We start from the raw sequence: 14,088 nt of genomic DNA on the forward strand, positions 1-14,088 counted from the left end.
TTTGCCCATTGGCGGCGCCACCGTTGCCATAGAGGCCACAAACCGCGGTACCATCACCGATATGGATGGTAACTTCACCCTTCTTTCCCCACCTAATGCGGTCCTGGTAATTTCTTATTTAGGCTTTACCACTCAAAACATCCCGGTAGAAAACCGTGATGAAATTCACATCATCCTCGAAGAAGATATAGATGCCCTGGGTGCAGTAGAGATTAATGCCGGGTATTACAACACCACCAGGAGAGAAAGCACAGGAAACATCTCCCGCGTAACGGCAGAGGAAATCGAACTCCAGCCTGTGGTAAGTCCCCTACAAGCTTTGCAGGGCAGAATGGCAGGAGTAGAAATTACCAGCGGGGGTATTAACCCCGGTACGGCCTCTACCATAAGAATACGCGGTACTAACAGCCTGCGGGAAGGAGGGAATTTTCCTCTGTATATTATAGATGGTGTTCCTGTAAATTCCACTCCCGTAGAAAGTAGTTCCATAATAAGCACAACAGGAATTGACCCCTTAAATAATATCGATTTAAATAATATTGAAAGTATTGAGGTACTAAAAGATGCAGATGCCACTGCCATCTATGGCTCCAGAGGTGCCAATGGGGTGGTGTTGATTACTACCAAAAATAAACGGGGCGTGGGCTCTCAACTGGAAAGCCGGTTCTATTATGGTGTGGCTACCGTGCCCGAGCGACTGGAATTGCTAAACACACAGCAATATTTAAATGTAAGAAGACGGGCCTTTGAAAATGATGGAGTAGAACCTACAGAGCAAAACGCCTACGATTTGCTTCTGTGGGACCAGGATAGATATACAGACTGGCAGGAATTTCTTATAGGGGGAACTGCAGAAACGACTAATGCAAACCTAACATTTTCCGGAGGCAATGAGACCACTTCCTTTAGATTGGGTGGTTCCTATTTTAAACAGGGCACCATATTTCCGGCAGATTTTGACTATCAAAAAATGACAGGTAACATTAGTTTGAGTCATCGTTCGCAGGATAACAAATTCAATTTAAATTTTACTGGAAATTACGGTATAGATGTTAATAATTTGGTAGGAAACGCAGGCTTTCGTGCGGGCACTTTATTTCTGCCTCCCAACGCCCCTGCAATATTCAATGCCGATGGCACACTGAATTGGGAAGATTGGGTCCCCTCAGGTTTAAGTAATCCACTTCAGGGATATTTCAACCACAGTACGACCAATACCAATAATCTTATTTCTAATCTTGGTTTATCTTATGAATTCCTGCCGGGCTTGCAATTTAAAACCAGTTTGGGTTATACCAACTATGTGACTTCCGAACTTCGTAAACAGCCGCGAAGATCCTATAATCCATCTGAAGCAATTACCAATAGATCTTCCCATAGCAGAACCAACAGAAGCTCCTGGATCATTGAACCACAACTCAATTTTCATAAATCCTGGAATAAACTAAACATTCAATCGCTAATAGGTGCCACCATACAGGAGAATAATAGTTTAAGAGAAAGCTTTCAGGGGCTTGGATACGCATCTGAATCTTTGATAGGAAACATTGGTGCTGCTTCAAGTATTATAGCAGCCAATCGTGAAAATACAGAATATAGATATATAGCCTTATTTTCAAGAATAGGCCTTAACTGGGATAAAAAATATTTCCTGAATCTTACCGGCAGGCGTGATGGCTCCTCGCGCTTTGGACCTAACAACCGCTTCGCAAATTTTGGTGCTATAGGGACTGCCTGGATTTTTAGCGAGGAAAAATTTATTAAAAATAGCCTGCCTTTTTTAAGTTTTGGAAAACTTAGAGGAAGCTACGGTACCACAGGTAATGACCAAATTGGAGACTATGGTTACCTCGATGCCTATGAGGCCACCAGAGGCCCCGGCGGTTTATACCCTACCGCCCTGGCTAATCCAGATTATTCCTGGGAAATTAATAATAAGCTGGAAGGCGCAATCGAACTGGCATTTTTTAAAGATAGGCTTCGGTCTAGTCTCAGCTATTACCAAAACCGCTCTTCTAATCAACTGGTAGGTTACCCCCTGCCCGCTATTACAGGCTTTACTTCAGTCCAGGCAAATTTGCCGGCTACCGTAGAAAATACAGGTTGGGAAGCTGAACTAAGCGCTCAAATTATCACAAACAGGAAGTTTAAGTGGGAAACAGCTTTTAATATAAGTTTTCCAAGAAACGAACTAATAAGTTATCCTGATATTGAGCAATCTTCTTACGCTAACACTTACAGAGTAGGACATCCTTTAAACATTTCATTACTCTATGAATATACCGGATTGGATCCTGAAACCGGCTTTTACACTATTAGAGATGTAAATGAAGATGGATGGTATGATTATAATGATATGATTATAATTCATAATAGAAACAGAGACTTTTTTGGGGGTATAAACAATAATCTGAGTTACGGAAACTTCTCGCTTCAATTTCTGTGGGAATTTGTAAAGCAGAAAGGAGAATTAACTGATATTTCTGGCGGTACAATTATGAATACACTTCAACCGATTTTAAGCTCTCTTAGCGGTGAAGGGGTCTATCAAAGAATTTCTCAAACTTATGATTCTCAATATGCCCATTTTGACGCTTCACTCTCTAATTTTCCTATACGGGATGCATCTTATTTAAGGTTAAAAACATTATCCCTCGCTTATACTATACCTCAAAATCTAACAAAAAAATTAGGAGTTAGCCATACCCGAATATTCGTTCATGGGCAAAATCTTTTCACTATCACGTCCTATGACGGATTTGATGCGGAAAACCCATACTCAGGGGCATTAGGAAATATGAGAACCATGATGGCTGGAATAGAAATTAATTTTTAAAAGCTTTTAAATATGAAACCAAATACTATAAAAAAGATAAAACTGCTAATCATTCCATTCCTGCTTCTCTCCTGTGAAGATTTTGTGGAAATAGAAGCACCAGATAACAAGATGGTGCAGGATGTGGTTTTTAATGATGATGTTACTGCCAAAAGTGCTATGACCGGCATTTATAATCAATTGCATATGGCAGCTTTTTCCAATGGTAACACCAGTAGTGTAACCCTGCTTTCCGGTTTTTCTGGTGATAATATTAGAAATATTAATCCTACCAATGTGGTAAGGATGCAATTTGAACTAAATGAAATATTGCCTGAAAATTCCCATAACCTTTATCTCTGGTCCAGCGCATATAATATGATCTATATGACTAACGCTATGCTGGAAGGCCTTAGTGAATCTACTAATATATCCTTGGAGCTCGCAAAACAATTAGAAGGTGAAACCAGATTTGTAAGAGCCTTCACCTATTTCCATCTGGTAAACCTTTATGGAGATGTTCCGCTTTTACTAACAACCAGTTATCGCGAGAATCAGTTGGCTACAAGAGACCCGCAATCTGAAATTTATGAACAAATAATAGATGATTTAGAAAGCGCTATAGATATATTGGACGCCAATTACATCGATGGAGAGAGGACCCGGGTAAATGAGTTTGCTGCCACTGCTCTATTGGCAAGAGTCTACCTATACCTTCAAGACTGGGAGAAGGCAGAAACCTTAAGCACAAGGGTAATAAATGAAAACTCCACTTATGATTTATTAACCGATCTAAATGAAGTATTTCTAACAAATAGTAAAGAAGCCATCTGGCAAATATCACCTATTGGGGGAGGTGGCATAGTTACGCATACTAATGAAGGCAGCCTCTTTGTTATTGATCCTGTATTATCATTTTTGGCTGCCATACAACTACAGGAGGATTTTGTAGAAAATTTTACCGAAAACGATAAGCGATTTATTGATTGGATTGGATATAACCAGTCGAGAAATGCCCACTTTGTCCATAAATACAAAGTTAGATACAGCAACACTTTCCCTATTACCGAATATTCCATGGTTATGAGACTGGCAGAACAATATTTAATTAGGGCAGAAGCAAGGGCGCAAATGGGAAACCTCCCTGGAAGTATAGAAGATTTAGATGAAATAAGAAAAAGAGCCGGGCTAGATCTTATAGCTGAAACTAACCCTGGTTTAACCCAGCATGAATTGCTGGAACAAATCCTGGAGGAACGAAGATTGGAATTATTTGCAGAATGGGGCCATCGATGGCTGGACCTGAAACGCACCGGCAAGGCAACCGAGGTATTGGGCGAAAATAATTCAAATTGGCAGGATACAGACCTGTTATATCCTATTCCTTCACAGGAACGTATGAAAAATCCTAATCTAAGTCAAAATCCCGGCTATTGATGCTACAAGAAAATCTTATGAAATTCTGGATACTTATTTTTGGGATAATATCTTTTGATGGATTTTGTCAGGAAACAACCGGGATACAAATACAGAAATGGGATTCCATTCCTTTAGACCCTGAGGTACGTTATGGAAAATTAGAAAATGGTTTTACCTATTACCTACGCAAAAATAACGAACCAAATAACACAATAGAGCTAAGGCTTGTACTCAAAGCAGGCCATCTACATGAAGATGAAGACCAGTTAGAATATGCCCATCTTTTGGAACATCTTCTTGCTGCTAAAACCAAGAGTTTTAAAAATATAAATGAATATATAAACCAAATTGGAGGTTATAGTAACGCTAAAACCGGTAGTCGTTATACAATTTATGAAGCCAGAATACCCTCTCATGATCAATTTGTAATAAAAGAAACATTACAGCTTCTTCGTGATTGGGCACAGGCTGTTCATTGGGACTCGGAGGTTATTAATATTCAACGTGGTGCAGTAGAAGGTGAAATGAGAGTATCTGATCCATATCGTAAATGGAAAGGTAATACTCTCATTCAGGAAGCTTTATTTAATTCTGGTTATAAGATTTATAGTGATGAAAAACGTCTTGAAAGTCTTCAAAATTTCAATATTAAGGCATTTAAGCAATATTATAAAGACTGGTATCGACCAGACCTGCAGGCTGCTATTATTGTTGGTGATATTAATATTGACAGTATGGAAAATGAAATTAAACGTAGATTTTCAGATCTTAAAACACCCACTAATCCTAAAAGCTCACTGGAAATATTGGATTCTTATCAAATTGAATTAAACAACTCCAACCGTTTTACAACTGTACCCGACAATACAATTGAAGATTTAGAACTTCAACTTATTCGTCTTAGACCCAATTTCAAAGGTCATCCCAAAACCATGAAAGACTATAAGCAAATGCTCCTACAACAGCTCTATACCATTATGCTGCATGCAAAGGCAAGCCAGGTTAAACGGCAATATAAGCCTCCGTTTTCGGGGTTTTCAAGCGATTATGGAGCAACACATATACCTGACCAACAATTAGATGGCAGCCTTATGAGTATTAATTTTGAAACCGATAGTCTTCAACAATTAAAAAAGCAATTCCAGAGAGGCTTGCTAACCTGGAAACAAATGCACCAGTCGATAGATTCTAAAAGCTTTGAGGAAGCAAAAACATCAATATTGAAAAAATTTAAAGAGGATAATTTAATCCCTTCTAATTTTTTAATTCAAAAATATGTGCAGCACTTCACTTATGGTAAAGCAGCTCCTCATCCGGAGATAGAAAAAAAGTTGGTTTCAAAAATTCTTTCAGAAATTGAAATGAAAGACCTCGAGCTATATATTTCAAAATATGGCAATCTTGATACAAATTCTGTATTTATCTTTTTCAAAGGAACCAGTTTTAATATGCCAAATTATAAGGTATTTAAAGAATGGATGAAGGAAACTGATACCATGGAAGTTGCACCCTTAAAAGAAGAACAGGTAATTAAATCATTAGCAAATGTGGTTCATTATCCCCTCTCAGAAAATAGAGAAAGCTTTGCTGCAAAAGAAAATGAGATTGGAATTACTACCCTGGAACTTCCCAATGGAATTAAGCTAGCCCTTAAACCAACAAGTCCCTCGAATCCTAATTTCTCCCAAAGAGTTTCTTTACTGGCATTTCGTCCTAATTCTGTCCCTTTAGAAGATCGGATGGAATACCTTGCAGCAAAGATGGCACCCGAGGTCGTGCCTTATACTGGGGCTGGACCCTACGATAAATTTGAATTAGACTCTTTCCTCCGGGAAAAAGGGGTTTACCTTAATTTCAAATCTGATAAAGATAATCAGACAATTTACGCAACCTCTAAGGTTAATGAGCTACCTGAGCTTTTTAATTTACTTTATCTGTATCTCAATGAGCCACGATTAGATCCCGAAGCCTTTCTGGAATGGAAAAAATACAAAATGAACCAACTGGAAAGAAAAGTAACGAGTGGCTCAGAGAGTTTTATAATGGATAAAATTTATAGCATATGGTATCCTGAGGTACCTGTACTGGAAAGCCAGGATTTAACAGAATTAAGCTTGGAACAGGTTTTCCAGGCTTGGAAAAAATGGTTTTCAGGGATTGAAGATTTTACGTTTGTAGTTACAGGAGATTTTAATAAAGACACCATAATTCGGTTGCTGGCAAATAATTTCACAGCATTAGCAAATGAAAATCCCAAAAAAATTTCTAAGCCAAATTTTAATTTTCCTCTTAAGAAAATGGAAGAAAAAATGGGATTTAAAAATATAGATCAAGTTTATGCCAGACTTTTTTTTCCGATTAAAGTTCCCAGAAGTATCAAAAACCAGATTGAGCTCCGCCTTTTATCCAAAGCATTGAACCAAAGGATTTATAACAAGTTACGAAATGGCTCATACATTCCCCGGGCCAACGGCGAATGGATAGATATCAAAAATAGCATATTTGCTTTTAGAATTGATTTTGATAGTGCTTTGGGTAATGAAGAAAAAATGCTTTCCTATGCCCTCGAAGAATTTCGAAAACTAAGAGAAGAAGGAGTTGAGAGAGAATGGCTGGAAACCACTATAAAAAATGAACTCCGCACTTATGAAAGCGGTTTTAATAAATTTGGGAATTTTAATTTCTGGCAGGATTTTTTGCAAATTAAACTGGAAGAAAAAGAAGAAGATATGGTTTCTGATATCTTAAATTATGGAACTATGTTAGAACATTTTATAAATCTGGAAGATATAAATTTAGCAGCAAAAAAATATTTGAGTGAAGAGCATCTTCAACAATTCTTAGGATATCCGGAAGAGTATATTAAGCCTATTAAATAAAAAATATCACCTCAGAATCAAGAACTGAGGTGATATTCTACCCTACAACATATGAAAACCAAATTTAGGGATTAATTAAAATAGGCTGAATATTAACACTGGCTGGTTTAGGATTCTCATCATCCATTTCATCATAGAGCTCATAGATTGGCCCTCCTGTTCCTACTTGTACCCGGCAGGCTCCACCGGTTCCTGTACAATTTTGTTCATCTACGGCCACCCAGTTTCCATCAACCAGGTAATAATCAAAAGCCTGCGCTTCCGGTTTTTCTTCGATTCCTGGCGCTGTAAAGGCCACTCCTATGGCAAAAACAATTGCCAGCATTGGTAATAAAAATTTTAAATTTTTCATGACTAAATAATTTACTCATTAAACAAATGCCTGTTTTTCTTACAGGTTAGGCTTCCCCTGCATCATCGCGACAATAATATTTAATGAAGTAAAGTTCAGTAAATAAGCTCAAATAAAATGGTTGCTAAAGCCGTAAAACTATTCTGTTATTGAATTGACCAGCCTTTTTCAATTCTGTATTTCGATGGCGTTTGGCCATATTTAATTCGAAAATTTTTAGAAAAATGTGAATGATCCTTAAACCCGCATTTCTGAGCTATAATGGAAACAGGTAATTCAGTGCTTCTAATTAAAAGAGCTCCTTTTTCGAGTCTCTTCTCCATATGGAACCTGGGTATTGTTGTTCCATACATTTTTTTAAATTCTGCTTTGAGTTTAGTTTTGTTCGTATGATGAATAAGCCCTAATTCTTTAAGAGAAGGCAGTTCGGTATGAAGATTCCGCAAAATATAAAGACGCACTTGTTTTAATAGAATATTAGTTGCGGCACTTCCTCTTTTTTCTGATCTTGAAGTATGGGTAGTATTGCTTTTATTGGCATTCATCTCTTCATCTCTTTTTACAAAATGAAAAGCCGTAATTACATAAGCATATTCCGAATTGATACCCGATAGTTTTTGCATAATACAAGGGGCTCTGTATAATATCTTATTTTCAGCGATAAAGTCTAAAGGAATTAATCGTTGAGAAGCTTTACTCCCATTTAATTCAAGTTCCTCTTTTAAAATGCTTACAGAACTTTTAGATAGTATATCTGAAACAGGTTTATCAAAATTTTCATCATTCCATTTTAGTCTCCTGGATGCTTCAGAAGTACAACTTGTGACACAATAATCTTGATCCAGAAAAATTGAAAATTGAGGTTCCAGATGTTCATTATTTTCCCGGGTTTTGTAACAGAAATCCTGAATTTCTTCCGACATCATATTCAACAATACTGCAATAGTATCCAAATGATCTCTGCGCCCCGAGGGCTCTTGTCGAAACATAAAGTTACCACAGGCAATTTCAATGATTTGTTGGAATATTGAATCGAATCTCATTTTCTCTTCGTTACTAATCGCATTTTCCATAATTCTTCAGTTGTTAATAGTTACTTTTTATAATCTTGCAAAAACAATAATGCCTCTTCCTTATTGGTAAATATGCGAGTTGGATATGAAGGCATATTCGCTTTTACATATAATTGAGTAATAAACCTTGAATGTTCGTCTTCAACAAGAAAGGCAAGAGCGACCGCCATAAATGTCCCTTCTATAGCTAAATAATCTCTGGCTTGTTTTTGAACATTAAAAATTGCTCTTAAATCACAAAATATAGGATATGATCTCTCATTTTGTAGCTGCAATCGCTGACTAACGATCTCTTTAGCCATACACCAATTAATCTCATAAATTTCTTTATAGATGAAATAAAGTATCCCATTAGAAATCCACATTTTCGCATAAGTGCCATCCACAACCATTCCGTAACAATTTGAATATCACTAATATAAAATAAAAATCCAATTCGTCTTTCCAGAACATTCTTCTTGATTTAATATAATACGGCATAAAGTTATTCTCCTGGAGATTAAGGGCATTGGAACGAAAAGCCAAATAACTGTTCTGAAAAGTCCTTTTTATTATAACAGTCAGAATTTTAATCTATAATTGTCTTAGCTTGAAAAGCAAATTTTCAAATCTAGGTCTGCAGACAGACAACAAAGAAACGAGAACCGAGAACCGAGAACCGAGAACAGACAGGCAACCGGCAACAACAAACCCCAAACACTAAATCCTAAACAGAAACCAAGAACAGACAACCGAGAACCGACAACTTAAGTTAAACTTAACCTACAAAATTATGAACCGCCTTTGTATTTACTCGCACGACGTGGCTCTAATCCTGGGAATCAGTCTCAAATCGGCCCAAAAAAAACTACGTGAAATTCGTACTCGCTACTTTAAGAAAAAAGATCAATGCATTAGCATCGACGAATTCTGTGAATTTACCGGCCTCCCTCCTTTCAGGGTTTATCAGGAAATCAATCGATTAGACTCGTATAAATCGGAACCCCAAAACCTAAATCCACATACAAAAACTTTCCTCCCAACCCCCAACTCAAATGATTATCCCTAACTACCTCAATAAATAAAGAAAAGACAACCGGCAACAGAAAAGAGAACAGACAAACGAAAACCGACAACAGAACAGACAACAACAAACCCCAAACCATAAACCACGAACAAACAACCGAAAACCGACAACCCAGAACTGTCAACCAACAACAGGCAACAGGCAACCGGGAACCGGGAACCGGGAACCGTCAACAAACAACAAACAACCACATTTCATCAAACTCACAGCACCTCTACCTTAATCCCCACTCAGATGAGACCCCTCCTGCGTCGGGGTGACAAAATCATTAAAAGTAGCTTCTCGAATATGAGATGAAAAGATCCCCTGCTAAAGACCAAAAACAAGGTCAAAACCAGCAACAAACAACCGACAACAGATAACCGAGAACAGACAACAAACTATAAACAACAAACCACACACAACCGAGAACAGGCAACAGGAAACACGCAACAGGCAACAGGCAACAGGCAACAGGCAACAAACAACAAACAACAGACAACCGAGAACCGACAACCCACAACAAACAACAAACAACAAACAACAAACAATAAACAACCGATAACACGCAAGAGGCAACAGGCAACAGGCAACAGGCAACAAAAAACCCCCACTCCAAAAAAGAAGCAGGGGTTCAAAATAAAGCCCGTTTATATCTTTCGATACCTAAGCAGTAGCCATAATACATAGGGAATTGAATGCACCATTTCTTAAAGAATACTGCACCCCGTTTACTTCCTGGAAAAATTCCACCAGAAGCAGGATAAACACCACTCCCGATCCACCCGGAATCTGGTCTGGCACCAAACTAATATTACTGCTGGCATCATCCAGCGGTAAATTCTCAACATCGCTTAGACTGTTGGAATAGGTTCCTGTTCCAAAATCGGTTTTCACATAAGCACTTTGAAAACTCACGTGTGTAGCTCCCTCGGGACTTATTAAATCCCGATTCGGAATTAAATTCGGAACCCCCACCTCACCGGTTAAAGTATCAACCGAAACCACCGCCTGTAAAATGCTACTCATTTTAGCCTGGATGTTAAAGTTGAAATTATCAAGTAAGGCCAGGGCCAAAGGATCCTGAATACCTACTGCCACACTACGTTTCCCACGGGTGCTGCTGGTATCGTATTTTTGGATCTCACTCATCAGTTTGGTCAATCTGCTGGTAAGCCGGTTATCTTTGGCTCTTTGCATAATATCATTAACCGATTGTCTAAGGAGTTTTCCTGCCTGTGCACTGCTGGCAAACTCACTCATGTTCTCCCGGGTTCTGGCAAAAGCAGGATCTTTCATGATCCGCTTTTTAGAAACTCCGCTCTTGGTCTTTACTAAAGACCCATCCTGTGTTTTGTAGAACGTCATATTATCTAACGTTCCCTGGATCTTTAAGATCCCTTCGTTTTTTCCCATAATTGAAATATTTAGGGGGTTACTAATAAACCAAACCTATAACACTTTGTTTTACAAGTCAATAGAACATATCCCGCTCTTCCCTTTTAAATACCTCCAGGACCATTTTTATCCCTGTAGGTCCTTTAGAGGCCTGTCTTTACCCAAATATATCCTTAAGGAACCTAATTAACCTTCCTTTCCCTTTATACACCCAAACTTCCCTGTTTGTGGCCATTTGGAACCTTTTAGAACCCCATCTTAAATGTTAATCCCTTTAACCACAAGGGCTCATAGGGGGCTTCTCCCTATCTTCTTCCTATCTACTCCCTGTTAGCGCCCTATCTCAAACGCTTTTCATCAAAAAATCCGGGAAACAGCAACTGGGATCCGGCAACAAACATCAAACAACAAACTCCCTATAGGTATGGGGACGAGAACAGAGAACCAGGAACCGGGAACAGTGAACGGGGAACCGCCAACAGAGAACGAAGAACCGGGAACCGGCAACTGGCAACCGAGAACCGAGAACCGGCAACTGGCAACCGAGAACCGAGAACCGAGAACCGGCAACGGAGAACTGGAACCACCTAACACCTAACTCTTAACCTTTAACTTCTACCTACCTGAAATCTCTTCCAGCCCTACAGGCTGGTTACCAGGTGGTGTCAACTTACCAGGGGCCTTGCCCCTGGCTGCATCTTCTAGCCCTTCAGGCTAAACGACCCGGGAACCAGGAACTGGCAACCGAGAACAGAAACCAAACAACAAACAACAGTCAACAGAGAACCAGGAACCGAGAACAGAGAACCGGGAACAGAGAACCGGCAACAGAAAACCGAGAACAGAGAACAGAGAACCGGCAACAGGAAACAGGAAACTGGAAACAGGAAACTGGCAACAGGCAACAGGGAACAGGCTACCGGCAACCGGCAACAGGCAACAGGCAACAGGCAACCGGCAACAGGCAACAGGGAACCGGCAACAGGCATCAGGGAACTAAACCGTATCAATAAAATTCTTTTCAGTTCGGTTAAAAATAATCAATCCGAATAAAAACAGGAAAATCGAGACCCCGAGCGTATAAAGAAATCCGGTCCAACTAAAAACTCCTGTATCAAGAATCATATACCTAAAGCCTTCAATTATTTGGGTAAGCGGATTGTATTTCACCAGCCAGGCCCAGTCGGGCATTTTTTCAGACACCTCACTTAAGGGATAAGGAACAGCTGAAATATACATCAATAAAGTAGTCGCAAAACCTACCAAAACCGTTAAGTCACGATATTTTGTGGTAAGCGCAGAAATTGTCATCCCTGCTCCCAGGCCCAGCAATGCCATCATCAATACATACACCGGAAATAGTAAAATATTAGAATTGGGGCTCACTTCAAAGCCCTGAAACAGGTAATAGAGATAGAAAACGATCAGAATAAGCAACTGAATTCCAAACTTAAACAAATTGGAAATCACCGTTTTTAAAGGCATAATTACCCTGGGAAAATACACCTTTCCGAAAATACCCGCATTTGCTGTAAAGGTATTTGAAGTCCCCGTAAGGCTCTGATTAAAATAATTCCAGGCCGTTATCCCCGTTAGATTGAATAAAAATGACGGCACATTTCCGGTAGGAATACTGGCAATATTATTAAACACCAGAGTAAAAATAACCGAGGTAAACAACGGCTGAATAAAATACCACAACGGCCCCAGGATGGTTTGTTTATATACGGTCACAATATCCCGCTTTACGAACAGGATCAACAAATCCCGGTACCTCCAAATCTCTTTGAAATTAAGATCTATAAGTTTTCGTTTGGGAGTAATTTCGTAAAGCCAGTCCTCGTTGCTTTCGCTCACAGGTATAATTGTTTTTATATTGGAGATAAAAATACAAAGTTCGAAGAATAAGAGCTCCAAAGCCCTGAATATTTTACAAATTAAAACCTCCTCTTTTGTCTACAATCCCCAAAACCCGGCTCAATCTCTCCCAGCCCTTCAGGCTGGCACAAAACGATATTCCCTAACCCGGGGCTCTGCCCCGGGCTGTATCTTTAAGCCCTTCAGGCTTTATGAAAATTAATCCTGAAAGAGTGCTTTATAATACATTTAAAAGCTCCTCCCCTTCTTTTAAGGGGAGGTGGCCAACGGCCGGAGGGGTTTACCGTTTTAAATAAGCCATGCGTCATAGAACCAACCACCCCTTTCTTTAGCTATCGCTAAATTCATTCCCCTCCTTCAAAAGGAGGGGAGCAGATCTAAATGAAAACTAATCCATACAAAGCCAGACCCTGATTTCCATTACAGTCAGACCACGGTTTCAACCGTGGTTGATGAAATCACATCAAAATCGTGCAAATCATAATCATCCGCGTCATCAGCGTTCCATTTTGAAACCCAACACACCGGAAGCCGGCAACAGAGAAAGTGAAAAGGGATCGGAAAACACAAAGCTGGGAACCCGCAACGGGGAACCAGCAACGGGAAACCGGCAACGGGGAACCAGCAACGGGAAACCGGCAACGGGGAACCAGCAACGGGAAACCGGCAACGGGAAACTGGAAACAGGAAACAGGCAACGGGAAACCGGCAACAGGGAACTGAGATCCGAGAACAGGGTTTGTAGACGTAAGCTTTTAGTCGGTAGATTTTTTATAAAGTCTAAGGACTAACATCTAAAAACTAAAGCCTAACTTTTCAAATACTTTTTCAAGCTTGAAATCATTTTAGAAAGTTCAGCTAGCCTCTTCCGATTTTGATAATCTTTTTCCTTACTAATAAAATTCTGTCTCTTTGCAATGCTGGAACATACTACACATTCTTTTACAGATCCGGCAGCAATCTCAAGAAATCTATTAAATTGAGCATTCGTATCACCCGACCCTTCCGCTATATTTAAGGGAATCGAAACAGCTGCTCGTTTAAACTGTGAAGTTAAATTGTATAATTCCGATTTTGGGAAATCGTTGGATACTTCATAAGCGAGATCTACAAAATCTAAAGCTTTTTGATAAACTATTAAATCTTCAAATTTAAAAATAGGGATATCTTCCATGGTGTCTATTTTAAATTCTTCAATTTACTAATGTCTAAAAACTAAAGCCTACCGA

The 14,088-nt window shown here is 39.2% G+C and carries 12 protein-coding genes; 6 read left to right on the forward strand and 6 right to left on the reverse strand.

What is annotated here, in order from left to right:
* The 3 genes from ACW6QP_RS06325 to ACW6QP_RS06335 form a co-directional block, all read left to right on the forward strand.
* A partial coding sequence (locus ACW6QP_RS06325; RefSeq protein ID WP_457910014.1) for a SusC/RagA family TonB-linked outer membrane protein occupies positions 1-2,836 on the forward strand: 2,836 nt, incomplete at its 5' end.
* A gap of 12 nt (positions 2,837-2,848) precedes the next feature.
* The gene (locus tag ACW6QP_RS06330) at positions 2,849-4,252 is read left to right on the forward strand and encodes a RagB/SusD family nutrient uptake outer membrane protein (protein WP_457910015.1); all 1,404 of its coding nucleotides are present in this window, start codon (positions 2,849-2,851) and stop codon (positions 4,250-4,252) included.
* Positions 4,252-7,113 (forward strand): M16 family metallopeptidase, encoded by a 2,862-nt coding sequence (locus ACW6QP_RS06335; protein ID WP_457910182.1) that lies wholly within the window; start codon positions 4,252-4,254, stop codon positions 7,111-7,113. The genes ACW6QP_RS06330 and ACW6QP_RS06335 overlap by 1 nt, the downstream gene beginning before the upstream one ends.
* Before the next feature lie 64 nt (positions 7,114-7,177).
* Here the strand turns inward: ACW6QP_RS06335 and ACW6QP_RS06340 are convergent, their stop codons facing one another.
* From ACW6QP_RS06340 to ACW6QP_RS06355, 4 genes are all read right to left on the reverse strand, one after another.
* On the reverse strand, positions 7,178-7,465 hold the full coding sequence (locus ACW6QP_RS06340) for a DUF6520 family protein (protein WP_457910016.1): 288 nt from the start codon (positions 7,463-7,465) through the stop codon (positions 7,178-7,180).
* A 146-nt stretch (positions 7,466-7,611) separates the two neighbouring features.
* A complete protein-coding gene (locus tag ACW6QP_RS06345) occupies positions 7,612-8,538 on the reverse strand; it encodes a helix-turn-helix transcriptional regulator (RefSeq protein ID WP_457910017.1) in 927 nt (308 codons plus the stop codon).
* 20 nt (positions 8,539-8,558) lie between these two features.
* Positions 8,559-8,930, reverse strand: coding sequence for a DUF7793 family protein (locus ACW6QP_RS06350; protein WP_457910018.1), 372 nt, complete (start codon positions 8,928-8,930; stop codon positions 8,559-8,561).
* A 1,319-nt stretch (positions 8,931-10,249) separates the two neighbouring features.
* A complete protein-coding gene (locus ACW6QP_RS06355; protein WP_457910019.1) occupies positions 10,250-10,999 on the reverse strand; it encodes a hypothetical protein in 750 nt (249 codons plus the stop codon).
* Between the two features lie 406 nt (positions 11,000-11,405).
* On the opposite strand from ACW6QP_RS06355, the gene ACW6QP_RS06360 reads away from it, so the two are divergent.
* Together ACW6QP_RS06360 and ACW6QP_RS06365 are read left to right on the forward strand one after the other, a co-directional pair.
* Complete coding sequence (locus ACW6QP_RS06360; protein WP_457910020.1) at positions 11,406-11,579, forward strand: hypothetical protein; 174 nt, start codon at positions 11,406-11,408, stop codon at positions 11,577-11,579.
* Between the two features lie 64 nt (positions 11,580-11,643).
* Complete coding sequence (locus ACW6QP_RS06365; RefSeq protein WP_457910021.1) at positions 11,644-11,994, forward strand: hypothetical protein; 351 nt, start codon at positions 11,644-11,646, stop codon at positions 11,992-11,994.
* Here ACW6QP_RS06365 and ACW6QP_RS06370 read toward each other — a convergent pair.
* On the reverse strand, positions 11,978-12,838 hold the full coding sequence (locus ACW6QP_RS06370; protein ID WP_457910022.1) for an ABC transporter permease: 861 nt from the start codon (positions 12,836-12,838) through the stop codon (positions 11,978-11,980). The two genes, ACW6QP_RS06365 and ACW6QP_RS06370, sit on opposite strands and share 17 nt — an antisense overlap.
* Positions 12,839-13,311: 473 nt before the next feature.
* Here ACW6QP_RS06370 and ACW6QP_RS06375 point away from each other — a divergent pair, with 473 nt between their 5' ends.
* Positions 13,312-13,650: a hypothetical protein gene (locus tag ACW6QP_RS06375; protein WP_457910023.1), complete on the forward strand. Its 339-nt coding sequence runs from the start codon at positions 13,312-13,314 to the stop codon at positions 13,648-13,650.
* A gap of 17 nt (positions 13,651-13,667) precedes the next feature.
* Here ACW6QP_RS06375 and ACW6QP_RS06380 read toward each other — a convergent pair whose 3' ends face one another.
* Positions 13,668-14,033 carry a four helix bundle protein gene (locus ACW6QP_RS06380; RefSeq protein WP_457910024.1) on the reverse strand — a complete coding sequence of 122 codons (366 nt, stop codon included), beginning with the start codon at positions 14,031-14,033 and terminating at the stop codon, positions 13,668-13,670.
* Positions 14,034-14,088 lie beyond the last annotated feature (55 nt).

The organism is Salegentibacter haimaensis, assembly GCF_054121495.1.

Coding starts and splice junctions, on each gene's coding strand:
- ACW6QP_RS06340 (WP_457910016.1), bottom strand. CDS start 7,465: ATGAAAAATTTAAAATTTTTATTACCAATGCTGGCAATTGTTTTTGCC.
- ACW6QP_RS06360 (WP_457910020.1), top strand. CDS start 11,406: ATGGGGACGAGAACAGAGAACCAGGAACCGGGAACAGTGAACGGGGAA.
- ACW6QP_RS06335 (WP_457910182.1), top strand. CDS start 4,252: ATGCTACAAGAAAATCTTATGAAATTCTGGATACTTATTTTTGGGATA.
- ACW6QP_RS06355 (WP_457910019.1), bottom strand. CDS start 10,999: ATGGGAAAAAACGAAGGGATCTTAAAGATCCAGGGAACGTTAGATAAT.
- ACW6QP_RS06350 (WP_457910018.1), bottom strand. CDS start 8,930: ATGGTTGTGGATGGCACTTATGCGAAAATGTGGATTTCTAATGGGATA.
- ACW6QP_RS06345 (WP_457910017.1), bottom strand. CDS start 8,538: ATGGAAAATGCGATTAGTAACGAAGAGAAAATGAGATTCGATTCAATA.
- ACW6QP_RS06375 (WP_457910023.1), top strand. CDS start 13,312: ATGAAATCACATCAAAATCGTGCAAATCATAATCATCCGCGTCATCAG.
- ACW6QP_RS06380 (WP_457910024.1), bottom strand. CDS start 14,033: ATGGAAGATATCCCTATTTTTAAATTTGAAGATTTAATAGTTTATCAA.
- ACW6QP_RS06330 (WP_457910015.1), top strand. CDS start 2,849: ATGAAACCAAATACTATAAAAAAGATAAAACTGCTAATCATTCCATTC.